This is a genomic window from Pontibacter akesuensis, from assembly GCF_001611675.1.
GTDB classification, from domain to species: Bacteria; Bacteroidota; Bacteroidia; order Cytophagales; family Hymenobacteraceae; genus Pontibacter; species Pontibacter akesuensis.
The window spans coordinates 4,120,820-4,144,991 of record NZ_CP014766.1 but is presented as its reverse complement, the minus strand read 5'-3'; the positions used below and the strand labels follow the sequence as shown (position 1 = coordinate 4,144,991).

Annotated in this window: 18 protein-coding genes; 3 read left to right on the top strand and 15 right to left on the bottom strand. The window is 51.9% G+C overall.

What is annotated here, in order from left to right; translation table 11 throughout:
* Positions 1 to 111 precede the first annotated feature (111 nt).
* Positions 112 to 897, bottom strand: coding sequence for an XRE family transcriptional regulator (locus tag A0W33_RS17525; RefSeq protein WP_068839399.1), 786 nt, complete (start codon positions 895 to 897; stop codon positions 112 to 114).
* A 495-nt stretch (positions 898 to 1,392) separates the two neighbouring features.
* Between A0W33_RS17525 and A0W33_RS17520 the strand changes: the two genes are divergently transcribed.
* A complete protein-coding gene (locus A0W33_RS17520; protein ID WP_068839398.1) occupies positions 1,393 to 2,868 on the top strand; it encodes a S8 family serine peptidase in 1,476 nt (491 codons plus the stop codon).
* 85 nt (positions 2,869 to 2,953) lie between these two features.
* Here A0W33_RS17520 and recQ read toward each other — a convergent pair whose 3' ends face one another.
* Complete coding sequence (recQ, locus tag A0W33_RS17515) at positions 2,954 to 5,086, bottom strand: DNA helicase RecQ (protein WP_068839397.1); 2,133 nt, start codon at positions 5,084 to 5,086, stop codon at positions 2,954 to 2,956.
* A 172-nt stretch (positions 5,087 to 5,258) separates the two neighbouring features.
* On the opposite strand from recQ, the gene A0W33_RS17510 reads away from it, so the two are divergent.
* Complete coding sequence (locus A0W33_RS17510) at positions 5,259 to 5,594, top strand: four-helix bundle copper-binding protein (protein ID WP_068839396.1); 336 nt, start codon at positions 5,259 to 5,261, stop codon at positions 5,592 to 5,594.
* An 82-nt stretch (positions 5,595 to 5,676) separates the two neighbouring features.
* Here A0W33_RS17510 and A0W33_RS17505 read toward each other — a convergent pair whose 3' ends face one another.
* From A0W33_RS17505 to A0W33_RS17450, 12 genes are all read right to left on the bottom strand, one after another.
* The gene (locus tag A0W33_RS17505; protein WP_068839395.1) at positions 5,677 to 6,009 is read right to left on the bottom strand and encodes a phage holin family protein; all 333 of its coding nucleotides are present in this window, start codon (positions 6,007 to 6,009) and stop codon (positions 5,677 to 5,679) included.
* Between the two features lie 166 nt (positions 6,010 to 6,175).
* Positions 6,176 to 7,246 carry an agmatinase family protein gene (locus A0W33_RS17500; RefSeq protein WP_068839394.1) on the bottom strand — a complete coding sequence of 357 codons (1,071 nt, stop codon included), beginning with the start codon at positions 7,244 to 7,246 and terminating at the stop codon, positions 6,176 to 6,178.
* Position 7,247: 1 nt separating this feature from the next.
* A complete protein-coding gene (gene speE, locus A0W33_RS17495) occupies positions 7,248 to 8,570 on the bottom strand; it encodes a polyamine aminopropyltransferase (protein ID WP_068839393.1) in 1,323 nt (440 codons plus the stop codon).
* Between the two features lie 185 nt (positions 8,571 to 8,755).
* Complete coding sequence (locus tag A0W33_RS17490) at positions 8,756 to 9,565, bottom strand: putative phage abortive infection protein (protein ID WP_068839392.1); 810 nt, start codon at positions 9,563 to 9,565, stop codon at positions 8,756 to 8,758.
* Between the two features lie 99 nt (positions 9,566 to 9,664).
* The gene (locus A0W33_RS17485; RefSeq protein ID WP_229802049.1) at positions 9,665 to 10,312 is read right to left on the bottom strand and encodes a chemotaxis protein CheC; all 648 of its coding nucleotides are present in this window, start codon (positions 10,310 to 10,312) and stop codon (positions 9,665 to 9,667) included.
* Between the two features lie 34 nt (positions 10,313 to 10,346).
* Positions 10,347 to 11,987, bottom strand: a complete 1,641-nt coding sequence (locus A0W33_RS17480; protein ID WP_068839391.1) for a chemotaxis protein CheA — start codon at positions 11,985 to 11,987, stop codon at positions 10,347 to 10,349.
* Positions 11,962 to 13,083, bottom strand: a complete 1,122-nt coding sequence (locus tag A0W33_RS17475) for a chemotaxis protein CheB (RefSeq protein ID WP_068839390.1) — start codon at positions 13,081 to 13,083, stop codon at positions 11,962 to 11,964. Before A0W33_RS17475 ends, A0W33_RS17480 begins: the two co-directional genes overlap by 26 nt.
* Before the next feature lie 63 nt (positions 13,084 to 13,146).
* On the bottom strand, positions 13,147 to 13,509 hold the full coding sequence (locus A0W33_RS17470; protein WP_068839389.1) for a response regulator: 363 nt from the start codon (positions 13,507 to 13,509) through the stop codon (positions 13,147 to 13,149).
* Between the two features lie 25 nt (positions 13,510 to 13,534).
* A complete protein-coding gene (locus tag A0W33_RS17465) occupies positions 13,535 to 14,122 on the bottom strand; it encodes a chemotaxis protein CheW (RefSeq protein WP_068839388.1) in 588 nt (195 codons plus the stop codon).
* A 2-nt stretch (positions 14,123 to 14,124) separates the two neighbouring features.
* Entirely contained in the window at positions 14,125 to 18,651 is a 4,527-nt protein-coding gene (locus A0W33_RS17460) for a HAMP domain-containing protein (RefSeq protein ID WP_068839387.1), read from the bottom strand.
* A gap of 166 nt (positions 18,652 to 18,817) precedes the next feature.
* Positions 18,818 to 19,564 (bottom strand): ParA family protein, encoded by a 747-nt coding sequence (locus A0W33_RS17455; RefSeq protein ID WP_068839386.1) that lies wholly within the window; start codon positions 19,562 to 19,564, stop codon positions 18,818 to 18,820.
* A gap of 110 nt (positions 19,565 to 19,674) precedes the next feature.
* Positions 19,675 to 20,172, bottom strand: a complete 498-nt coding sequence (locus A0W33_RS17450) for a SixA phosphatase family protein (RefSeq protein ID WP_068839385.1) — start codon at positions 20,170 to 20,172, stop codon at positions 19,675 to 19,677.
* A 155-nt stretch (positions 20,173 to 20,327) separates the two neighbouring features.
* Between A0W33_RS17450 and topA the strand changes: the two genes are divergently transcribed.
* Positions 20,328 to 22,790 carry a type I DNA topoisomerase gene (gene topA / locus A0W33_RS17445; RefSeq protein WP_068839384.1) on the top strand — a complete coding sequence of 821 codons (2,463 nt, stop codon included), beginning with the start codon at positions 20,328 to 20,330 and terminating at the stop codon, positions 22,788 to 22,790.
* A 69-nt stretch (positions 22,791 to 22,859) separates the two neighbouring features.
* Here topA and A0W33_RS17440 read toward each other — a convergent pair whose 3' ends face one another.
* Positions 22,860 to 24,170 carry a Y-family DNA polymerase gene (locus tag A0W33_RS17440; protein WP_082815398.1) on the bottom strand — a complete coding sequence of 437 codons (1,311 nt, stop codon included), beginning with the start codon at positions 24,168 to 24,170 and terminating at the stop codon, positions 22,860 to 22,862.
* Positions 24,171 to 24,172 lie beyond the last annotated feature (2 nt).

Below are 24,172 nucleotides of genomic sequence, written 5' to 3'. Positions count from 1 at the left end.
GGATATATAGCGTTCTTGTTAACCAATAGACAATATGGAGCCAACAGCGCATAAAAAACCCTGATACGTTGCATTCCACACCGTATCAGGGTTCCTTTAAAAGTCAATTGATCAATCTGCCTTCTTCAGTTTCTGTACCTCTTTCTGCAGGTCCAGCACAATGCTGGAGAGTTTGTCAAGGGAAAGGTCCGCAATCGGGAAAGTAGAGCTAATGTAGGATTTAGCCTCCCATATCTCCACGATATCCTCCACGTGCACCTCGTATGGCGAGTAAACCGGGTTATCGGAATGCAGGCGCAGCACAGCTGCATCTTTTATTTTGTTGAAGATGCGCTTAAACACAACGCCTTCTTTCTGGCTCACAACAATACAAGGCGTGCCATCTTTGATCTGGCTCCAGTCATCCACGTAGCGGCCCACTATTACGGTACCCGTGGCGATGGGCAGCATGGAGTCGCCGCTGATCTCGAATGCTCTGAATGTACCCGTTGTACCCAGCATCGGTAATTTAAAGCGAGGCAATTCTTCAATGAACTCCGCATCGGCATAACCATTCAGGTAACCGGCGCTGGCTTTGTACGGCACAAGCTCTATGTTTTCCTTTTCGTTGTCATCCACCGTGATGGCCAGGACACGCATGTTGCTGCCGGATGCTTTCCCCGCAGAAGTTACAGGTCCGGCAGGAGCTTCTTTGATTAAATCGCGGGTGATGAGATCATCCAGGGAAATTTGGAAAAGATCGGCCACATTCACCAGCGTGCTCAGCTTCGGCTCGGCTCTCCCCTCTTCATAAGCTCCCACCAGGGAACGCTTTATCTCAAGTTTTTCTGCCAGCTGCGCCTGAGTATACCCGGCTTGCTTGCGAAGATGTCTGATGTTAGAAGTAACTAACTGCATGTTGCTTTAAATATAGTCTGTCAGCAAAATATAACTATCTCTGCTTACTGGTAAAACTAATAAAAAGTTAGCATTAATACTAATTTCTTTAGTACAAAATTTAATCCTATTCTTATAATATCATTTACGCAACAATAGTACAGAAGCCACCATAGGGGCTTTATTTAAAAGTTCTTTTTATGTTTATATTTATTATTGTAACCTCACATAGTATTCATTAGGTTTAACCAATTTATCGCTAGATATTTACGACGTCTTACACTATATAGTAATTGAAAGTGCAAAAACGGAAAATATTAAGTTTTTAAATTTTATACTCATATAATTATAATAGTGTTTTATTAATATTTAAACTGTAGCACGAGATTATTGCAAATGACCCGTTAGGTTTAAAGTTCAGCGCATGCAACGGGTGCCCGGCACCTTTGAAGTTTTACATGATTATCAACCTTACACATATATTATAATACACTTTTAGCCATTTAGATTTTCGCTATGAACCGCGCTTTTACCAAATCAATGTCTTTGCTGGCACTTGCCACTGCTGTTACCCTTAGTAGCTGCCAGAAAGAAGAACTGACAGATAACCAGTTCGATCAACAATTTGCCTCAGTTTCTCCTTTGAATGGGCAGCTCATAGATGGGCAGTATATGGTGGTTTTCAAAAACGGAGCTAACGCTGTACCGTCTAACAGCAGCAGCCAAGGCTTTAAAATAAGCCAGGTGGCAGCTGCCAGAATGAGAGCGAATGCGCTGGAGACCGCTGGCATCAAAAATGACGTGGTAAGCCAGGTATATGAAGGAACCATAAATGGCTTCGCAGCAAAACTAAGCAACGAGCAACTTGCATCGCTTCGTAAGAACCCTGATGTAGCCTATATTGAACAAGACAGAGTGCTGATGTTGGGCGCCAACAAAGATACCTCCTCTAATAAGGGCGGTACTATTGACCCAACAGGACAGAAAGGTGGAGGAAAAAGAGAAAAGACCTTACCGGGGACCTCAGAACCGGCACCTACAGAACCCGCGCCTACAGAGCCGGCACCAACAGAACCCGCGCCTACAGAACCTGCGCCAACTGAACCTGCGCCTACAGAGCCGGCACCGACAGAACCGGCACCTACAGAACCCGCTCCAACAGAGCCGGCACCAACTGCGCCAGCGCCTACAGAACCCGCGCCTGCTTACACTAAAATCACCCCAATGGCCGGCGAAACGCTGCCTTGGAACATTGAGCGCGTAGGCTACGGCGACGGCACAGGCAAAACAGTTTGGGTTATCGACTCAGGCGTAGACACAGACCACCCGGATCTTAATGTGGACCTAGCTAGAAGCTTTTCGTTTATTTACGGGCAACCTTCCATTGAAGACGGCTATGGACATGGCACTTCTGTTGCGGGAATAATTGCTGCTAAGAACAACGGTTCAGGCATAATCGGTGTAGCAGCCAATGCTACAATCGTGGCCATGCGCGTTTTCGACGACGCCGGCGCAGGCACCGTTTCCAGGGCAGTACAAGCTGTAAATTATGTTGCCATGTATGGCAAACCAGGCGATGTGGTGAACCTGAGCTTAGGCGCTGGCATCTCCTCTACACTGGATGATGCGGTGAAAGCAGCGGCAGCCAAGGGTATTTTATTCGCTTTAGCTGCTGGAAACTCTGGCGTTGACTGTTCTGGTACTTCACCGGCCAGAGTGGATGCAACGGGTGTGTATACCATCTCAGCCATCGACACTTACAATAAGCTTTGGGCCTCCTCTAATTATGGCGCCAGTGTCGACTTTGCAGCTCCGGGCGTGAACGTGCTAGCCACAACAAAAAACGGAAGCTTCAGCAGCGGCCACGGCGGCACCTCTATGGCTGCTCCACATGTAGCGGGTATTCTGTTGCTTCGCGGCGAAGTATTCTCGCAGGGCAACATTACAGGCGACAAGGACAATACGCCGGACCCGATCGCTTGGCTTAACTAAGTTTGGCTTACAAAGCTGACGTATAAAAGGAAAGGCTGCTCATACTTGAGCAGCCTTTCCTTTTATACGTCAGCCTCACTTATACTTACAGGGCAAACTCCTTTTTATAAACTGAGACTGAAAGCCGGATTTTATAGTATTCATACTGTTCGCCAAGGGCTTCGAACAGATCTTTCAGCTTTGCGTCAGCACCCAACTTCGCTATCGCTTTTGAGATTGCTTTATATTCGGCTTTGCTTACGTAGCGCGAGAGATTTATATCATAATCCTGCTCATATAACGTAGCCAGGTGCGAAAACACGGTTACCGGGTTCAGGCTGCGTAACTGGGCAATTTCGTCTACTGACAAACCTTTCTGTAGCAGTTCCAGCGTAGCCAGGTGCGTGGCTCCCTTCATCTTGTTGCCCTTGTTCTGCTCCTCATTTATGAAGTCAATGATCGTGGTGATGAACGTATCGCCATATCGCTCAAACTTCTGCGCGCCCACCCCTGAAATGGCAAGCATGGAAATTTTATTAGTAGGCCGTTCAGCAGCCATTTCCTGCAGCGTGGTATCGGTGAACACCACATAAGGTGGCACGCCATACTCATCGGCCAGGCTTTTGCGCAGGCTGCGCAGCTTCTCGAACAGGGCATCCTTTATCAGTTCCCGCTTCGGACGTGCCCTTACAGTTGGCTCCTCCTGCCGCACTTCCTCAAACTTAACGAGCTGTACTTTCCGGCTCTCAAAGAGCACCTGCTTGCTTTGCTCCGTCAATTTCAAAGTATAGCCCTGGTCGTAGGCCATCTCAATCAGCCCCTCGTTCAGCATCTGGTGCAGGTAACGGTTCCAATCCAGCGTGCTCACATCGCGGCCGGCACCGTAGGTTTTCACTTTGTCGTAGCCCGACTGCAGCACCTGCGCGTTACGGGCTCCCCGAAGCACGTCTACCAACAGTCCCATATTTACTCTTTCTTGGGTACGGGCAATGGCGGAAAGTGCCTTCTGTGCAATTAAGGTGCCATCGAAACGGGTAGGCGGGTTGCGGCAGATGTCGCAATTGCCACAGTCTTTTTGCATCGTTTCTCCGAAATACTGCAGCAGGATGCGGCGGCGGCAGGCAGCGGCCTCTGCAAACTGCTGCATCCGCTCCAGTTTCACGAGCTGCAGTTCTGATTGCGCCTCGTTATGGTTTTCCTGCAGCATGGAGCGCATGCTCATCACATCGGCGTAGGAGTAAAACAGCAGCGCATCCGAAGTAGCCCCATCACGGCCGGCTCGCCCGATCTCCTGGTAATACCCTTCTATGTTTTTGGGCATGTTGTAATGAATCACCCAGCGCACATTCGATTTGTCGATACCCATACCAAAGGCAACCGTGGCACACACTATCAGCACATCGTCGTTCAGGAAATCCTCCTGGGCCTTAGCGCGCTGGTTCGCCGGCATGCCCGCATGGTAATAGGTGGCGCTGTACCCACTGCGCTTCAGCTTATCCGCCAGCGACTCAGTGGCCTTGCGGCTTAGGCAATAGATAATGCCTGGCTGCCGCTGCCGGCGCGCCAGGAAATCTGTTATTTTGTTAAACCTGTCTTTGCCCGGCTTCACGGTCAGGTTGATGTTGGGCCTATCAAAGGAAGCAACGTATACCTGCGGGTCGCGCATGTGCAGTTGCTCCTGTATGTCTTTTTGCGTGAGGCGGTCGGCGGTGGCGGTCAGCGCAATGACCGGGATGCTCGGGAACTGCTGCTTGAGCGCTTTCAGCTGCGTGTACTCCGGACGGAAATCGTGGCCCCAGGAGGAAATACAGTGCGCCTCATCCACAGCAAAAAGCGAGATGTTGATGCGGCTGATAAAGGACATAAAGCCGGAGGAGAGCAGCTTCTCAGGCGACACGTACAGCAGCTTCAGCTTTCCCTCCAGGCACTGCTTCTCAATCTGATACTGCTCGTCGGAGTTTTGGGAGCTGTTCAGGTAAGCAGCCGGAATTCCGTTTACTAGCAGGGCCTCCACCTGGTCCTTCATCAGGGCAATGAGCGGCGAAATAACCACGCAGATGCCGGGCATCACCACCGCAGGCACCTGATAGCACACCGATTTACCACCGCCGGTCGGCATCAGTACCACCACATCCTTTCCCTGCAGCACGCCCTCAATGATCTGCTCCTGCATGGGCCGGAACTGCTCGTACCCGAAGTATAATTTTAAGGCTTCTCTTGCCTCCCGAATTGTTGCCATACTTGTCTTTCCTTCTATTACAGGCTGCGCCTGCTTTCACTTCGTCACTTCTAGATCAAAGATAACTATAAAGCCCCTCAATTACGAGAACAGTTCCCTGGCTTTCAGGTTTGATAACCATCATTTCCCATACCCGTACCTTTTAACACGTTTAACTTTCAAAACAAAAGCTATGAAATCTGAAATAACGAACAACCTCGAACACGTACTTGTAAAATGTATGACCGCCTGCGAAACCTGCGCCACCCTTTGCCTGCAGGAGGACAATGTAAAAATGATGGTGGGCTGCATTATGCTTGACCGCGATTGCGCTGACATATGCCTGCTTACGGCCAAGTTTGTGGCCCGTAACTCCCCGCATGCCAAGCACGTGATGAAGGAGTGTATTGAAATTTGCCGCAAGTGTGAGGCGGAATGCCGTCAGCACGAGGCAGAGCATTGCCAGAAATGTGCCGATGCCTGTAAAGAGTGCGCTGACGCTTGTGAAGAGTGGATGCAGAAGAAGTAAGCAGCTAAGTATAAAACGAAACAGGCCGGGCCAGCTAATCTGCTGGCCCGGCCTGTTTCGTTTTATAAAGTATGATAACGTGCTAGAAGATCATATCCAGTATGGCCACCACAATAGAAATCACGATACTGAAGAGCAGGGCAGATATAAAGCCAGCCACCTCGAAACCCTCTATCATCCAACTGGCCAGCAAAATTATGACTGCGTTGATTACGAGCAGGAACAGCCCCAGGGTAAGTATGGTAACGGGAATGGTCAGGAACACCAGCACCGGGCGCACCACCGCATTTAGCACGGCAAGCACCAGCGCCAGGATGATTGCTGTCAGGAAGCCGTCGATGTCCACGCCCGGCAGTAAGTAGGCGGCCAACATAGCCGCGGCGCCCGTCAATATAATTCGAAGTATAAATCCCATAGTTTAGCTTTTACCAAATATAGTGAAAGTATGTTTTTTACTATGGCTACACTTACGGAATGCGGAACTAAAAGATAATTTGTTCCCTGTAGTGGACAGCATAGAAACGGCCAATAGAAAATATTCTACCGGCCGTTTTATACTTGTTTATACTTTCTGCTTGCTGCTAAAACTGTGCTTCCAGTTTTCCCTGCGAAGCGGCCATCCAGTTACATAGTTTCATCAGAACCCTCGCCCCTACGTTGCCGTTCCATTCCGTATCGCCTGGGCCAACCTCGCATAAATCAAAGCCAATAATCTCTCGGCCAGACTTCACCAACTGCTTAATCAGGTATACGGCCTGCTCGAACTCAAGTCCTCCTGGCACCGGTGTTCCAGTGCCAGGGCAAAGCTTTGGATCCAGGCCATCAATATCGAAGCTGATGTATACTTTCTGTGGTAGCTGAGCAATGATTTTCTTGCATTCCTTTTTCCAGCTGTCGCCGGCGTACAGGTTTTCCTTCATCACAGCATCGTAGAAAATGGCAATACGGCCATTCGACTGTACGGCCAGATCCGCTTCTGACTGCGCCAGGTCCCGAATACCTACCTGCACCAGCTTTTTCACCTGTGGCAGTTTCAGGGCATTGAACATGATGGAGGCGTGCGAAAACTCAAATCCTTCGTACGCATCGCGCAGGTCGGCATGTGCGTCTATCTGCAGGATGCCATACTCCTCGTGCTTCTCGGCCAGTGCGTGCATCAGGCCAAGCGGTGTGCTATGGTCTCCGCCTAGTACGCCTACCAGTTTGCCTTGCTCCAGGTACGTCAGCGCCTTTTGCTTCAGCCACTGCAGTAGCTCCTCTCCTTTTGCGGTGATATCCGCGGGCAGGTTCTGAAATTCTTCCTTGCCTATCTCCGGGCTTCCGGCCTCCAGCCATTTGATGTAGGCCTCGGCTTTATCGCGTAACGTCTCGCTGGTGGCTGCCCATTCCTCTGATATCTCTTCCATCGCAATGCCCAACTTCCAGGCGTCTTTCAAGCCGGGTTCAAACAAATCAAGCTGCGGCGAAGCATCTTTCACGGCCTGTGGTCCTGCGGCAGTACCGGCGCTGTACGAAACGGTAACTTCCCAGGGCATGGGAATAATCACTACTTCAGATTCCTCGATGGTAAACGGGAGCCCGAACAGGCCGCCGCTGATGTCCCCAACCCCATTCGGATCGAAGTTCTGTATCTTTTGCTCTTTGGTAGTCATGCTATTTTTCAGCTGAGTAGGCTTCAACTTCTTTCTGTGTGCCGCTGTTCAGCAGTTGCTTCACAAAATTCGGTAGCGCAAAGGCAGCCGTATGAATTTCCTCGTTATAATACTTCAGGCCTTGCTCCTGCGAGAAGCGCGCGGCTGCCTCACGGTCGAACCGCAGCGGGTGCGAATCGCCTTTGGAGGAGTAAGAGAAGCTCCAGGTACCGGTTGGGTATGTTGGAATGGCCGCCAGGTAGCAATGCACGTTGTCCTGCCCGAAAATCTGCTTATAGGTATCGTAAATCTCCACGAAAACGGCACTGTTAAAGCGCGGCGATTCAGACTGCGTGATCATCAATCCGTCAGGTGTGAGGCAACGGTACACCTGGCTGTAAAACTCAGCGGTAAACAATCCCTCGCCCGGGCCAACCGGATCGGCAGAATCCACGATGATCAGGTCGTAGCGACCATCTGCGCACTCATTGATATACTTGATGCCGTCCTCTACCAGCAGGTTAAGGCGTGGGTTTCCGAAAGCCACGGCTGTTTCAGGCAGGTGCAGTTTGCATGCCTCAATCACAAGCTCATCAATCTCCACCAGTGTTACCTCCTCCAGTTGCTCATGGCGCAGCAGCTCGCGAACGGTGCCGCCGTCGCCGCCACCGATTACCAAGGCGCGTTTTGCTTTCGGGTGGCTGAACATCGGGATGTGCGTGATCATCTCGTGGTACACATACTCGTCTTTCTGCGTGCACATTACCATGCCATCCAGCGTCAGCATGTTGCCGTAGGCAAGTGTCTCGTAAATTTCAACGCGCTGGTAAGGCGAGTCCTTCTTGTACAACTGCTTGCCTGAGTGTTTCAGCGACAGGGCAATGTTCTCGTCGCGCTCGGTAAACCACACGTCGCGGGTGATGGTGCCCTCTGCCTCTATCGTTTTCGGGGAAAGATCGCGGAGCGACTCCAGGTTGAAGTCGTTGCGCTTCAGCAGGCTCAGCTGCCCTCTGCGCAGTTCCATAGAGGAACCGTGTCCGGCCTCGAATGCCTCTTTCAGGTAATTGTAGGATACCCATGGGTCTACGGAATCGCCGCAGGTGAACAGGTCTACCGCCGCGTAGCCGTACTCCGGCCAGGTATGGATGGCCAGGTGGCTCTCCTGAATCACCACCACACCCGATACCCCGTAAGGCGAGAAGTGGTGGAACGTGCTGTTAATGACGGTGGCACCGGCTGTTTCAGCGGCGGCAACCATGCTGTTCTCTATGTGAACAACGTCATTCATCAACTCAGCGGAGCAATCGTAAAATTCTACTAGAATGTGTCTACCTAAAGCGTTCATCAATGGGTATAGAAGGTTAAAAAAAGATAAGAGGGCAAAAAAACGAAATCCGCCGCTATTATCAAAAGTGAAACATCAGCATAAAAGTATACTCCATTGCAAGCTAATGAGTTAAATAAATTTATTTCTCCAACCCGTTTAGCAAGTATGGGATCTGCAGTTTATACTTTGATGGGGTAATCTGGCTACGCCTGCAGCTCTTTTGCCACGATATAGTCTACCTTGTACGTTTCGGTCATATCTTCGAACACGTCAAAGGCATTGTCGAAGGCGCTGAACTCCTGGAGCAGGTTAAACTGGGCCACATGGTAAATCAGGAACAGCTCAGACTGCGTAAAGCTAGCTTTGGTGATGAAGCTGTAGTACTCGCCCTCGTCCTGCGCCTCAGTTCTATACTTCTGAATAAGTTTGAACAGCACGCTCAGGTTCTTGAGGTATGGGTTGAGCGAGTTCTGGTAAAAGGAGAAATGGTAGGTGAAATACTCCTCGAAAAGATGCTCCAGCCTTTGGACTGACTTCTCCTCCGGCTCCATCGCGCGCACTTTCTGCACAAAAGAGGTAAGCACTTTTTCCTGAAAGAAGACAAAGAAGTTGGAACCGCGCCAAGCACTCTCGTTGATATCGTAGGCCGTTAAGGAATCGATAATGTCGTTGTGCTTTTGGATAAAGCTGATGTAGAGGGTGGAGAAGTTCTGCTGCTGGAAAATTTTCTGCGTTTTGTGCAGCTCAAAGCGCTGCAACTCGAATTCGCGTTTCTGGTAGGTAAGGGTGGCGAAGAAAAGAAAGACACCGGCCAGCGCCCAAAGCGAGCCCACAATGCCACCAATAAATTCTCCGTACTGCCCGAAAACTCCTTCCCTGTCAGCCGGATCCAAGTATAATTCTTCGGCCAGGTTAAATTTGATCGTGCCCCACACCAGCACCACTGCACCGACCAGGATCAGGGCATAGCCGGTTATTTCATACCTGCTGAGTTTGTGCTTGGTTGATGGCATCTAAATAAGTGTGGCGCTCCTTGTACATAAGAGAGATAGCAAGAATAGGTTTCAAGACTTATATGGAATGCCAGAGCCGGACAAACGTAAGTTTAGCTACTATTCGCTTTCGGCCAGGTCATTTTTGCCCAACTGAAACGTACGGATGATATCTAGGATCTTCAGGAATGTGTTGGAGTCAAAGAAAAGCAGCAACGGCAGTTCCACGCTCTTGGAGTTGTGCGTGAAACGGGTGATGACGGTGAAAACCAGCGGCTGAAACAGCGGGTGCTGCACCAGAATATCTTTGAGCGAATCGGCAATGTGGTTCTTCGGGGATTTTGGCGGCGAGCCGTAGATGTTCGCTTTCAGGATATTGGCCATTTGTGTAACCATGGCGCCGGTGATAATGTTGCTGATCTCCAGCAAAAGGGACTCCTGCATAACAGAGAGCTCCCCTTTCTGCACCTCTACCATGGCCAGGCATACTTCGGACAGCCGCACCACGTGGTCATCGGAAAAGAGCATGAGCGTGGCACCGTTAAAATCACCCTTGATGTCAGACTGTATGATGATGTGGGTGTCCTCATACTCGGTTACCAGGTCTATCAGCTTTTTTACCTCTATCAGCTGGATATCGGGCACCTTCAGCAGCACCTTGTCCCGGGCAATGGCTGCAAAAGAATCTGCCGCCCGCGCCAGGCCAATGTTAAGGATCTCCTTAATAATATCTCGCTCTAACTCTGTAATCTGAGGTTCCGTCATCATAGTCGTCGCATTTTTATTGCTTTTCTCCGCCATCTCAACCCTGCCTCCTGCTTATAAAGTAACGTGTTACGGCGGGCACATCCAGCACAAGGCATACCTTGCCTGTTCCCAACAGCGTAACGCCGCCATAAATATCAATCTTATCCAGTGGTTTGCTCAGGGGCTTCACCACTATGTCCTGTTGCCTGTACAGTTTGTCTACAATCAACCCAAGCTTCCTGTTATTGTACGATACTACAATCACATTCTGCACCTGTCCGTTCAGCCGGGTTTTGTCACCGAGTCTCATGGCCCCCTCCGGGGCGTTCAGGAGTTCGTGCAGGTAAACTACCGTCACGGTCTCTCCGTTCATGTTGGCCAGGAGCACGTCTCCTACCTCATGCAGTTCGTCTTTATCAAGCGCCACTACCTGTTCTGTGTGCAGCAGCGGAATGGCAAAGAATATTTCGTCTACCTCAAACAACAAGGCGCCTTTTACAGCGATGGAAGTAGGCAATTGCAGGGTAAAGGTGGTGCCTTGCCCCTTTTCTGATTCTACATTGATGCGGCCGCCAATGGAGTCGATGGCGTTTTTCACCACATCCAACCCTACACCGCGCCCCGAATATTCCGTTACCTGCTTTGCCGTTGAAAAGCCGGGCTCAAACAGAAACGACAAAACTTCGTTGTCTGTCACGCCTGTAGCCATTTCAGGCGCCACCAGTTGCCGTTCTATGGCTGTCTTTTTTACCTGTTTCAGGTCGATACCCTTACCGTCGTCGGTCAGGCGAATCAACACGTTGTCCCGGTCGCTCTGGGCACTAAGGCGCAGGCTTCCTGTTCTCTCCTTACCCTTTTTGAGGCGCTCCTCCGGGGTTTCCAACCCATGTGTGATGGCGTTGCGCACCAGGTGCAGGAGCGAATCCGTGATGATCTGGAGTATGTTCCGGTCTATCTGGATGTCCTGCCCCGTTAGTTGCAGGTTCACCTCCTTGTTCTCGGCCGCGGCAATGTCCCGCACAATGCGCGGAAACTTATTGAAGAGCGAGCCGATGTTTACCAGGCGGGCATCCATTACGCTGTACTGCAGTTCTTCGGTAATGCGGTACAGGTGCGAGCTTACGCCTTTCAGGTCATCGTTATTTAATTCCCGGCTGATGGAAATGATGCGATCCCGGTCGATCATCAGTTCCCCCACCAGGTTCATCATGTGGTCCAACTTCTTGATCTGAATGTAGATCAGGTCAGAAAGCGTCAGATTTTTCGACGTGTTGTACTTCTGTACCTTCGCCAGCTCGATCGTGCTGTCCGAAAGATTCTCTACGATAATATCCAGATTCCGCAGCAGCACCGGGTCCGGCTCCCCATACGTCGGGTTATCAATGTTGTGGATGAGTTCCCCGAGTAGATCCACCCCGTCAAACATCACCATCACTACCTCGTCGCTGAAGTTGAGCTCTTTGCTTCGGATCAGGCTGAAGGCCGTTTCCAGCTTGTGCGACACATCAGAAATCTGCAGGTAGCCGATGGCTTTGGAATTGGCCTTTAGGTTATGCAGCAAACGGAAGATCTCGGCCAGCGTTTGCTCGTCGTCCGGCTCCTTCTCCAATGTGCTGATATGCCTGTTGAGTGCGTCATAGTACTCCAGGGCCTCGGCAATAAAAATTTCTTTATACTCCTGTTCTCTCGATTTCATAGGTGCTGTCAGTTGCACTGACCTGCTGCTGCCCTGCCACATACAGGTTCAGGAAATGCGGTATTTCCTGCAAAGGCAGCACTTTGTTTATGTATCCGCTCTCAATAGCAGAACGGGCCATGCCGAAAATTGCGGCGGTACCCTCGTCCTGTGCTACCATTACGCCTCCCCGGCTGATGATGCTGGCGGCACCCTGTGTGCCATCCTTTCCCATGCCTGTTAAAATCACCCCCACAACGTGCTCCACCTTGGTATTGGCAATGGACTTCATCAGCAGGTCTATACTTGGCTGATCGATCAACACTGCCTGGTCCTGGTTAAAGCCAATCCTAAGGTTAGCCGCACTGCCCATCACCGTCTGTACTTCCATGTTTCGGCCGCCAGGAGCCACAAAGATCTTTCCCGGCTTCAGCAACTGTCCTTCCTTGCCCTCGGCCACACTTAGCTGCGTCAGCGACTGCAGTCGCTTGGTAAAGGACCTGGTAAACTTTTCCGGCAGGTGCAGCGCAATCAGCACGCATGCCTGCAGGTCCGGCGCCAGTTGCCTGATGATGCTTTCCACTGCCTGCGTGCCTCCTGTTGAAGCACCAATCACAATGACGGTGGTGGCTGTAAGTGTCTGTCGCTTTGCTGGCTGGGCGGGCCTCAGGATCATTTCCTGCTGCAGCTCCAGCAGCCGCTGCTGCGTGTTGTAAATTTCCGTTCCCTGCACAGCCCGTACCTTCAAAAGCAAATCCGGCGCTATACTTCTGTAATTGATGTAAAAGCCCCTGCTCGGTTTCTGCACCACGGCGTACACGCCCAATGCCACCGCCTCCTTCAGCAACTCCAGTGTCAGGTTCTCTCCTGGCACCAGCAGCAGCACCGGCACCGGCACTTCACTGAAAATGCGCTTCAGGATGAGCAGGTTTTCATTCATCGGCAGCTCGTAGTCCAGCACCACCATATCCGGTTTGTGCATGGCGAGCTGCTGCATCAGCATTTCCCCGTCAGCTGCAAGGTCCTGTACCTGCAAATCTGCTTCGGAGCCGATAATATCCTGCAGCACAAGTCTGCAGTAGCTTGATTTCTCTGCGATCAGAACTTTTAACGACATTCGTCCCTCCTATACTTGCTGTATAACCGTTAAAATTTCTGTTAAGGCTGTAAGAGGAGCCGGCTACTCAGCCAACACTTTGCTTACCACCTCCAGCACTTTCTCCTCAGAAAAAGGCTTTACAATGTATGATTTCGCACCATATTCCATAGCTTCGTTCACGATAACCTCCTGGCCTACAGCGCTTACAATAATCACCTTCTGCTCCGGGTTATCAGCCCGGATGCCTTTCAGCACATCAAGCCCCGTATTATCAGGCAGAATCACGTCCAGCGTCACCAGATCAGGCTTGGTTTCCTTTGCCAGTTCTAAAGCTGTCTGTCCGTTTGGAGCCTCTCCAACTACCTCGTAACCGGCATCGGTGAGCATGTTTTTTAACATGGTGCGCATGTAGAACGAGTCGTCTACAATCAATATTCTTTTCATACTTTTAGAAGTATAATTCTGGTTATTATGCGTTTGGAAGCTGGTTTATCTCATCCTGTGTCAGGATCTTGTGCATGTCCAGCACGATAATCAATCGGCTGTCAATCTTTGCGATTCCCTCAATAAAGTTATCGCTTATACTTACATCCTGTAAAAACGATGGCGCGCGGTCAATCTTTTTCACCGCAAGGTTCAGCGACTGCGGCACCTCTCTCACCTCCACACCGATATTATAGTCCTTCGCTTCTATCACCAGCGTATAGGAAATATTTGGATTCAGGCCTTCCGCCAATTCGGCTGGCCTGATCCCAAAGCGCCGCTCCATGTCCATGATGGCTATGATATCCCCACGGATGTTGGCTACCCCTTTCACAAAGTCCGGTGTGCGGGGCATTCGCGTAATGGCAGGCGTGATGGTCACTTCCTTTACCTGGTCAATCTTGATGGCGTACTCCTCTGTGCCTAGCTTGAACACGATCAGGTGCACCATCTCCGGGGCTACCTGTTCTTTGGCGGCCTCTACCGTATTTGGAGTGTCTTTTGCCGCAGCTGCCGGTGCAGTTGCGTTATCAGCTTCTTCCACCTCCACTTTTTTAGTTGATTCCTTCGCCATCGTTATGATTTCGAATCACCTTTCGTCAAAGATCCGTTTGGCTTTGTGTTCAGCGAACGTGTTGCCAACCTGGTGTTACCCGTATGGTTGCGCTCGTTTCGCTGGTTTACGGCAGTCGTCAGCAGCGTCCTTTTGTTTTTGAAAACAAGGTTTCCGTCTATCAGCTTGAAGGCTGAAATACTCACCTGCAGGTCAGCGGCAATGTCGTTCAGGTTCTGAGACGACGAGGTAAGTTCCTGCATCGAGCCTGACAGTTGCTTGGCTGTGCTGGCTACCTGCTGCGTGCCGGACGCTGTTTGCTCGGCAATGGCAACCACTTCTTCCACATACTTCACTACGTCACCGATCGATGATTTCTGTACTTCCGTTGCCGTTAAGATGTCCTGTGCCGTACGAAGCGTTTCCCCACTGGAGGAGGCAATGTTTTTGAAGGCGCCGGATGCCTCAAATGTTGCATTCTTACCTTTCGATACACGTCCTTCCATGGTCGAGATCGCCGTGGCGGCAGAGGCCGTGTCTTTCTTCACGTCTTCTACCAGTGTGGCAATCTCACTTGCCGACTTGCGCGAACCCTCGGCCAGCTTTCGTATTTCTTCAGCTACCACGGCAAAACCGCGGCCTGCCTCTCCTGCACGTGCTGCCTCAATGGCGGCGTTCAGGGCGAGAAGGTTTGTCTGTGCGGCAATATCCGTGATCACGCTTAGAGACTTTGAAATCTCCTGCGAACGCGTGCTCAGTACTTCAATCGTTTTTGAGGTAAGCGATGCAGAGCTGGAAATTTCTTCCATGTTCTTCACCACTTCGGCTACAGTCTTCAGACCCAGCTGCGAGGTTTCCTCACCCACCTTGGCCGACTTGTTCACTACCTCAGCCCGATTTGCTGTCTCTTTGGTTGCCTTCATGATCTCTTCAATCAGTTTGAAGGCCTGGTCTGTTTTGAGGGCCTGGTTTTGGGCACCTTCCGCCATCTGCTGCATCGCAAGGGCCACATCCAGCGTTACCTTGTTCATCTCCAGGCCTTTATCAGCCATCTCTTCAGAGGAAGCTCCAACTACGAGCGAGGAATCGTTTATCTCTCCAAGCAGCGCATTCAGGTTGTCAACGGCAAGGTTCAGGGCATTGGCCATGTCCAGAATATCACCGGCTGTATGGCTTTCTACTTTCTGTGTCAGGTCACCTTCGGATATACCGCGCACTACTCTGGATACTTCCAGTACCGGCGTCACGATGGACTCCAGCAGGTCGTTCAGGGTATCTACCAGTTCTTTCCAGCTACCGCCTACCCCTTGCAGTGTCGCACGCTCAGTCAGTTTTCCTTCCACACCGGCAACTCTAGCCACACGGCTAACCTCACCCGCCAGGCGGTTCAGGTCCACCACCATGGTGTTGATCGTTTCAGCCAGTTCGGCCACCTCGCCTTTTGCTTCGAGTGTCAGTTTCTGTGTCAGGTCACCTTTCGATACCGCCGTTACTACTTTCACGATACCACGCACCTGCGTAGTCAGGTTGGTAGCCATGGTATTCACATTGTCTGTGAGGTCTTTCCATACACCGGCCACGTTTGGTACTGCTGCCTGGCCACCCAAGCGTCCTTCTGTACCCACTTCAAGTGCCACTCTGGTTACCTCACCGGCGAAGATGTTGAGCGAGTCCACCATGCGGTTGATGTTTTCCTTCAACTCACCAAGCTCACCTTTCACATCCACAGACACTTTCTGGGTCAAATCACCCTTCGCTACGGCCGTTGCTACTTTGGCAATGTCGCGCACCTGAGAAGTCAGGTTGCTTGCCATGGTATTTACGTTGTCGGTGAGTTCTTTCCAGGTACCGCGTACTTTCGGCACGTTGGCCTGGCCGCCCAAGCGTCCTTCCGTACCCACTTCGCGGGCAACTCGCGTTACCTCGTCAGCGAAGATGTTCAGGGAATCCACCATCTGGTTCAGGTTCTCCTTCAGGTCCAGGATTTCGCCGCGTGCTTCCACCGACACTTTCTGGGTCAGGTCACCTTTCGCCACCGCAGTCGCTACTTTGGCAATGTCTCGTACCTGAGAAGTCAGGTTGGAAGCCATGGAGTTCACGTTATCGGTCAGGTCCTTCCAAGTTCCAGCTACGTTTGGCACACTTGCCTGTCCGCCTAGTTTACCCTCGGTTCCTACCTCACGTGCCACACGCGTTACCTCGTCACCAAATATGTTCAGCGAGTCCACCATGAAGTTGATGTTCTCTTTCAGCTCCGCGATCTCACCACGGGCCTCTACTGTGATCTTCTGGGTCAGGTCGCCTTTTGCAACACCTGTTGCTACTTTGGCGATACCGCGCACCTGAGTTGTCAGGTTAGAAGCCATCGTGTTCACGTTGTCGGTCAGGTCTTTCCAAACCCCCGCTACGTTCGGCACGTTGGCCTGGCCACCCAGGCGTCCTTCTGTTCCTACTTCTAGTGCAACACGGGTTACCTCACCGGCAAATATGTTCAGGTAATCTACCAGCTGGTTGATGTTTTCCTTCAGCTCAGCCATCTCACCTTTCACGTTTACAGTGATCTTCTGGGTCAGGTCACCGCGCACAACGGCAGTCGCCACATCGGCGATATCACGTACCTGCGAGGTCAGGTTGTTGGCCATGGTGTTCACGTTGTCAGTGAGTTCTTTCCAAACACCACCCACATTCGGCACACTTGCCTGTCCGCCCAGTTTACCCTCAGTACCCACTTCACGCGCCACTCTGGTTACCTCGTCAGCGAAGATGTTCAGCGAGTCCACCATTTGGTTGATGTTCACTTTCAACTCGGCTAACTCACCGCGCACGTTTACTGTTATCTTCTGGGTCAGGTCGCCCTTCGCTACCGCCGTTGCTACGTTGGCAATATCACGCACCTGGCTGGTCAGGTTGCTGGCCATGTAGTTCACATTGTCCGTCAATTCTTTCCAGATACCTGCCACGTTCGGCACGTTTGCCTGACCGCCCAATATTCCTTCAGTGCCCACCTCACGTGCCACACGCGTTACTTCCGCGCCAAACACATTCAGTCGGTCCACCATTTCATTCAATATATCCTTCAGGTCCCCCAGTTCGCCTTTCACGTCCACGGATACCTTCTGGGTCAAGTCACCTTTCGCCACGGCGGTTGCCACATTGGCAATGTCACGCACCTGCGATGTCAGGTTAGAAGCCATCAGGTTCACGTTGTCCGTCAGCTCTTTCCAGGTTCCTTCTACTCTTGGTACTGTTGCCTGTCCGCCCAGTTTACCCTCGGTACCCACTTCACGGGCAACGCGGGTTACCTCACCGGCAAAAATGTTCAGGGAGTCCACCATCTGGTTGATGATGTCTTTCAGGTCGGCTATCTCGCCTTTTACATTAACTGTGATTTTCTGTGTAAGGTCACCTTTTGCAACAGCTGTGGCCACATTCGCAATGTCGCGCATCTGAGCTGTTAAGTTGCTGGCCATGGTGTTCACGTTGTCGGTCAGGTCCTTCCAAACACCGCCTACGTTCGGCACTTTGGCTTGTCCGCCAAGGCGTCCTTCCGTACCTACCTCACGTGCCACACGCGTTACTTCGTCGGCAAACACGTTCAGCGAGTCCACCATCTGGTTCACGTTGTCCTTTAACTGGGCAAACTCACCGCGCACATCCACCGATACTTTCTGGGCCAGGTTACCTTTCGCCACCGCTGTCGCCACGTTCGAGATGTCACGGATCTGGCTGGTCAGGTTGCTGGCCATCGTGTTCACGTTATCAGTAAGGTCCTTCCAAACCCCCGCCACGTTTGGCACGCTTGCCTGTCCGCCCAATTTACCCTCGGTACCCACTTCCAAGGCCACACGCGTTACCTCTCCTGCAAACAGGTTCAGGTTATCGATAGTGCGGTTGATGGTTTCCGCCATCACTTTAAAGTCACCTGACACCGGGATCTGGAAAGTTTCATCCAAATTACCGCGAGAGATGTTCTTAAGTACTTTTCCTACTTCCAACACCGGAACCGCGATGGAATCCACCAGGCCGTTGATGTTATTGATCATGTCTTTCCAGAACCCGGAGGCATTCTCGGCAGAGGCACGGGCTTTCAGGTTACCCTCCACTCCTGCCACCTTCGAGATGCGTGATACCTCACCACCCACACCACCAATCATCTCCACCATGGAGTTGTAGGCTTCTGCGATGTCTGCGAAAATATCGTTGTTCTGCTTTGTAAGGCGCACGGATACATCCCCTTTTTTGAAGGCGTCCAGGGCATAAAGCACCTTGTTCAGCTGCTCGTTGATGTACTCGGGGCTGTTTGGAAGCAGTTCAGGCTTTTTGTCCTTTCCGTTGGGAGAGGCTCCGGCATCCGGCTTCGGGAGGCTGCCAGGCTTGGCTGGTTTATCTTTTGCTGGCGCTGCGGCTGTAGCGGCCGGCGCATCAGGCACCGATGTTTTGGCTCCGGAGGCCCCTTCCTTCGCTATTGGGGCATTTTTTGTCTCTTCTTTGGCTTCCACGTCACTGATGAGCTTCTCTTTGCTCAACTTCATATTTTTACCTAAGGCCATACTTTGTTTGGTTGGAATGGGATCGTTAAACCTCGTGCTAGGTCAAAACAGCAGGCAAAGCTCTGTTCTGTGGCAGGCAACAAGTGTAAAAGCAAATGCAATTTACTAAATAAATAGGTACAAGTATAAAAAATAATGAAGTGATCGCTTTGATCTGGAAGCGGGCTTAGCCCTGCAGGTATTCCGCTGCCAGCGCCGTGTAATCTCTGGCGCCGTTAGAGGAGGCATCGTAATCCAGCACGCTTTTGCCAAACGACGGCGCCTCTGCCAGCTTCACATTCATGCGCACCTGGCTTTTAAAAACTTTATGCTTCACGTTCTCGTGCAGGTACTCCAGCACCTCCTGGCTTAGCTTGCGGCGCACATCAAACATCACCACTACGATGCCCTTTATCTTTAGTTTGGGGTTGAATGTTTTTTGCACCTTTTCCACGGTGTTCATGATCTGATCGAGGCCCTGCAGCGTGAGCACCTCCATCTGCAAGGGTATGAGCACCTCCTGTGCCGCCGTCAGCGCGTTCAGGGTAAGCACCGACAGGGAAGGCGGACAATCAATGAACACAAAATCAAATCCTTTCATTTGGGCGATGATATTTTTAAGGAATTTCTCGCGCTCAGGCTGCGTTACAAGAGAGATCTCAATATCAACCAGCTCATTGGAGCCGGGCGCGATCCACAACCCGTCCTTTTCCACCAGAATATCGGCCAACTTTTTGTCGCCCTGAAACACATCGGCGAGCGTGGCTTCCGGATTGGCAACAGCCAGGGAATAGGACAGATTACTCTGAGGATCCAGGTCGAGCAGCAGCACTTTCTTGCCTAGTTTGCTAAGGGCGCTGCCGAGGTTAATGGTCGTAGTTGTTTTGCCAGTACCGCCTTTCTGGTTTATCACGGCCACTACATTCGTCTTCATACGTCGGGTTTAAGTTTGTGCCAATGCAGCAGGTATAGCACCAGCCATGGCCCTAAACTATGGATTTTATGTATAACCTGAAAATTAAAGATAGCGCAAGAGAAGTCTGATCAGGGTACTTGCTCCGTATAGTGAGTAAGCAACATGCCGGTGGTGGCATGGATATCCTGCCACTGCTCCAGTTCCAGCGCTACGGCCAGCACATCGGCCGTGTCGAGGTAACCAAGCTGCTGCTGCTCGGTAAGTTCGCGGGCAAGGCGCGTGATGCCGGGGTTGTGCGCTACCAGTAGTACCTGCTTCACATGGTCGGGCAGTTCGCCCAGGCACTTCAGCAGCTGCGATTTGCGGCCGTTGTAAAGGTCTGGCAGGTAACTGATGCGGTCTTTGTCGAAGTACAGGCGGCCGGCAATGATTTGCGCCGTGGTATTGGCTCTTGTAGCCGGACTGGCAAGTATGGCATCGGCTTTGCTAAACTTTTCGCGGAGCCAGGCACCCGCGGCACGGGCCTGCTGCTGCCCGTGGGGCGTAAGCTCCCGTTCAAAGTCGGGCTGTAGTGGATAAGGGTCTTCTGTTTCGGCGTGGCGGCAGAGTAGTACAATTCTTTGCATATAAAATCTTAAGCTGACCGTGTGGTGTTAGGAGCGTTTTTGTGTTACGGAATTATGGATTTAAACCTATCTTATACGGATGGGGTTGTAATTGTTGAAAAAAAAACTTGAACTTTGGGGCAAACCCCGGCCCCACTCGCCTCTAATTTCATAGGATGATAAAAAACTTAGTCATAGTAGAGTCGCCTGCAAAGGCAAAAACGATAGAAGGATACTTAGGAAAAGACTTTATTGTAAAGTCCAGCTTCGGGCATGTGCGCGACTTGCCTAAAGATAATAACGCCATCGACATACCGAATGGCTTTAAACCAACTTATGTTATTTCCAGCGATAAAAAGGACGTGGTGGCGCAGCTGCGCAAGCTGGCCAAGGAGGCCGAGATGGTGTGGCTCGCATCGGACGACGACCGTGAGGGAGAAGCCATTTCCTGGCACCTGAGCGAAGCCCTGAACCTGAACGATGCCAAAACACGCCGCATCGTTTTCCGCGAGATCACCAAGAGCGCTATTCTTAATGCCATCAGCACCCCGCGTGGCATTGACATGGACCTGGTGAACGCGCAGCAGGCACGTCGCATACTTGACCGACTGGTGGGCTTTGAGCTGTCGCCGGTGCTCTGGAAAAAGATTAAAACAGGCCTTTCGGCCGGACGCGTGCAGTCGGTGGCGGTGCGCCTGGTGGTGGAGCGCGAGCGCGAGATAGAGCGGTTCAACGCCGAGTCTTCGTTCCGGATTACCGCTGCCTTTGATGTGCAGGGACGTACGCTGGAGGCCGAGTTGCCACAGAAATTCAAGACTGAGGAAGAAGCACAGGCCTTTCTGCAAAATTGCGTGGGCGCTGAGTATAAAATAGAGAACCTGGAGAAAAAGCCGCTCAAGCGCAGCCCTGCTCCGCCGTTCACCACCTCTACCCTGCAGCAGGAAGCCAGCCGCAAGCTATACTTTTCGGTGGCCCAAACCATGACGGTGGCACAGCGCCTGTACGAGGCGGGTAAGATCTCCTACATGCGTACCGACTCCCTAAACCTGTCTGATGAGGCGATACAGGGGGCTACGCGCGAAATCACCCGTGCCTTTGGAGAGGATTTCGTGAAAACACGCCGCTTTAAAACCAAGTCTGCCGGTGCGCAGGAAGCACACGAAGCCATTCGCCCGACTGATTTCTCCCTGATGACGGGCAGCAGCGACCGCAACGAGCAGCGCCTGTACGAGCTGATCTGGAAACGCGCCATTGCCTCCCAGATGGCAGACGCCGAGATCGAGAAAACCACTGTTACCATCGGCATCTCTACCCAGCCGGCGCAAAAACTGCAGGCCACAGGCGAGGTGATCAAGTTTGAGGGCTTCCTGAAAGTATACATTGAGTCGAAAGACGACGACGAGGATGGAGCCGACGACGAAGTGAAGGGTATGCTGCCGCCGCTAAGCATCGGCCAAAGTATAAACCTGCGCCAGATGCTGGCCACCCAGCGCTACTCCCGCCCTGCCGCCCGCTACACCGAAGCAAGTTTGGTGAAGAAGCTGGAGGAACTCGGGATCGGACGCCCGTCTACCTATGCGCCTACCATCTCGACAGTGCAAAAGCGCGGGTACGTAGAAAAGGACAGTCGCGAAGGCAAAGAACGTAATTTCCGGGTGCTGACGCTGAAAAGCGATGATATCTCCTCCCAAACCAAAACCGAGATCACGGGCGCAGAGAAAAACAAGCTCTTCCCGACGGATACGGCCATGGTGGTGAACGACTTCTTGATTGAGCACTTCCCGAACGTAATTGATTACTCCTTCACGGCACGCGTGGAAGCTGAGTTCGATGAGATCGCGCACGGCACCAAAGAGTGGGAAACGATGCTGGACCAGTTCTACCAGAAGTTCCACAAGCGCATCGAGTCAAGCGAGAGCATTAACCGGGCGGATGTATCGGGTGCGAGAGAATTGGGTAAAGACCCCGTATCAGGCAAAACCATACTTGCCAAGCTCGGCCGTTTCGGCCCTTATGTGCAGCTGGGTGAGGAGAACGAGGAAACGGGTGAAAAACCAGTATACGCCAGCCTGCGCAAAGGCCAGTTCATCGAGAGCCTGGCGCTGGAGGATGCGCTGGAACTGTTTAAGCTGCCACGCATTGTAGGCGTGTTTGAAGACAAAGAGATGAAAGCTGCCATCGGTCGCTTTGGTCCTTACATCAGCCATAACAGCAAGTTTTATTCGCTCCCGAAAACGCTGGACCCGCTGAAGGTGACGGCCGAGGAAGCGGTAGCCCTGATAGAGGCCAAGCGCAAAGCCGACGCCGAAAAGCTGATCAAGTCGTTCCCGGAAAACCCGGACATCCAGGTGCTGAACGGGCGCTACGGTCCTTACATTGTGGCAGGCAAAAAGAACGTGAAGATTCCGAAGGACAAGGAGCCGAGCGAACTGACGCTGGAGGAGTGCGTGGCACTTGCCGACGCCACTCCGGAGAAAAAAGGCCGCGGCGGCTTCAAGAAAAAAGGCACTGACGCCGATAAGCCAGCCGCTGAAAAGAAAAAGGCAGCCCCCAAAGCGAAGGCTAAAGCCGCTACCACTAAAAAGCCTGCTGCCAAAAAGCCGGCAGCTAAAAAAGCACCGGCCAAAAAGAAGGTATAAAACTCACAAAGCTATACTTGTAGTTTAATTAATAAGCACAAAAAGCCACTCCAGTACAGGGTGGCTTTTTTATTTTCTGATAACCAGCAGTTCTTCCACAGCTGTAGTATAGCAGCTCGAAATGTGGTCCTTCCTGAGCATCCAGGGCGCTTTCTGCTGCTCCTCTTTATGCCTGTTGCTTTCGTCTATTGCCCCCTGCACGGCATACTTCAAACTGTGGTGCCCAAAGCGCTGCCGCAGGGTATCGAGCGTGTGCATGAGCTTGGTTTGCTTTTCGTCGTTCTGGTGGCTGAACAGATCCAGCTGCACCTCAGATGCCGGTACCAGGTCGTTTAGGATGATGCCGACTTTAACATAGCGCTTGCCCGCGCGGAACATTACCCTTAACAGGCTGATGGCGTGGCGCAGCAGTTCGAGCTCGTTGCTGGTGGGACTTGCTAGTTGTTTGGTGCGGCTGTTGCAGAAATTGTGCTCGGTTACGGCAAAGCGGTTTGTCATCAGGAAAACGGTGAGGCTGGAGGCACAGCTGCCCTGCTTCCGCAGTTTGGTGGCGCAGCGCACCGTGTGCGTCGACAGTGCTTCTTCGATATCGGTTAGCTGTGTGAGTGGCCTGCCGAAGGAGCGTGAGGTACAGATATTTTTCCGGGCGGGAGCTTCTATCTCTAACTCCTGGCAGGGCTTGCCGCGCAGTTCCAGCAGGGTACGCAGCCCGGTTACAGCCATGTGCTTTTTCACCCAGCCCTCCGGCAGCTTTTGCAGGTCCCAGGCGGTGTGCACATCGAGTTGCTGCAGGCGCCTGGCGTGCTGTCGGCCGATGCCCCACACATCCCCTACTTCTGTCTGGCGTAACGCCTCTTCTGTTTCCTGCTTGCTCTCCAGCACCAGCACGCCATCTGCTCCAACCCTTTTCTTCGCAAGCCTGTTGGCCACCTTTGCCAACGTTTTGGTACAGGCCACGCCTACCGATACCGGAATACCTGTCCAGCGCTCTACTGTCTTTTTGATCTGCTTTCCATACTCCGCTACCTCCTCCGGCTTCAGATGACTCAGGTCCATAAAGCACTCGTCGATGGAATAAATCTCGAGGTTCGGAGTGAACTGCGCCAGCGTGTTGGCCACGCGCCGCGACATATCGCCGTATAGTTCATAGTTCGAGCTGAACACCTCCACCCGCTCCTGCTTTGCCAGTTCCTTCATCTGAAAGTAGGGCGTGCCCATTTTGATGTCCAGCGCCTTGGCCTCGTTGGAGCGGGCAATCACGCAGCCGTCGTTGTTGCTGAGCACCACCACCGGGCGACCGTTCAGCTCAGGCCGGAACACGCGCTCACACGATACATAAAAGCTGTTGCAGTCAACCAGGGCAAATCGCGTAGTCTCCATCG

Excerpts from the sequence above, each read along its gene's own strand:
- A0W33_RS17525 (WP_068839399.1), bottom strand. The coding sequence starts at position 897 with ATGCAGTTAGTTACTTCTAACATCAGACATCTTCGCAAGCAAGCCGGG.
- A0W33_RS17520 (WP_068839398.1), top strand. The coding sequence starts at position 1,393 with ATGAACCGCGCTTTTACCAAATCAATGTCTTTGCTGGCACTTGCCACT.
- recQ (WP_068839397.1), bottom strand. The coding sequence starts at position 5,086 with ATGGCAACAATTCGGGAGGCAAGAGAAGCCTTAAAATTATACTTCGGG.
- A0W33_RS17510 (WP_068839396.1), top strand. The coding sequence starts at position 5,259 with ATGAAATCTGAAATAACGAACAACCTCGAACACGTACTTGTAAAATGT.
- A0W33_RS17505 (WP_068839395.1), bottom strand. The coding sequence starts at position 6,009 with ATGGGATTTATACTTCGAATTATATTGACGGGCGCCGCGGCTATGTTG.
- A0W33_RS17500 (WP_068839394.1), bottom strand. The coding sequence starts at position 7,246 with ATGACTACCAAAGAGCAAAAGATACAGAACTTCGATCCGAATGGGGTT.
- speE (WP_068839393.1), bottom strand. The coding sequence starts at position 8,570 with ATGAACGCTTTAGGTAGACACATTCTAGTAGAATTTTACGATTGCTCC.
- A0W33_RS17490 (WP_068839392.1), bottom strand. The coding sequence starts at position 9,565 with ATGCCATCAACCAAGCACAAACTCAGCAGGTATGAAATAACCGGCTAT.
- A0W33_RS17485 (WP_229802049.1), bottom strand. The coding sequence starts at position 10,312 with ATGATGACGGAACCTCAGATTACAGAGTTAGAGCGAGATATTATTAAG.
- A0W33_RS17480 (WP_068839391.1), bottom strand. The coding sequence starts at position 11,987 with ATGAAATCGAGAGAACAGGAGTATAAAGAAATTTTTATTGCCGAGGCC.
- A0W33_RS17475 (WP_068839390.1), bottom strand. The coding sequence starts at position 13,083 with ATGTCGTTAAAAGTTCTGATCGCAGAGAAATCAAGCTACTGCAGACTT.
- A0W33_RS17470 (WP_068839389.1), bottom strand. The coding sequence starts at position 13,509 with ATGAAAAGAATATTGATTGTAGACGACTCGTTCTACATGCGCACCATG.
- A0W33_RS17465 (WP_068839388.1), bottom strand. The coding sequence starts at position 14,122 with ATGGCGAAGGAATCAACTAAAAAAGTGGAGGTGGAAGAAGCTGATAAC.
- A0W33_RS17460 (WP_068839387.1), bottom strand. The coding sequence starts at position 18,651 with ATGGCCTTAGGTAAAAATATGAAGTTGAGCAAAGAGAAGCTCATCAGT.
- A0W33_RS17455 (WP_068839386.1), bottom strand. The coding sequence starts at position 19,564 with ATGAAGACGAATGTAGTGGCCGTGATAAACCAGAAAGGCGGTACTGGC.
- A0W33_RS17450 (WP_068839385.1), bottom strand. The coding sequence starts at position 20,172 with ATGCAAAGAATTGTACTACTCTGCCGCCACGCCGAAACAGAAGACCCT.
- topA (WP_068839384.1), top strand. The coding sequence starts at position 20,328 with ATGATAAAAAACTTAGTCATAGTAGAGTCGCCTGCAAAGGCAAAAACG.
- A0W33_RS17440 (WP_082815398.1), bottom strand. The coding sequence starts at position 24,170 with ATGGAGACTACGCGATTTGCCCTGGTTGACTGCAACAGCTTTTATGTA.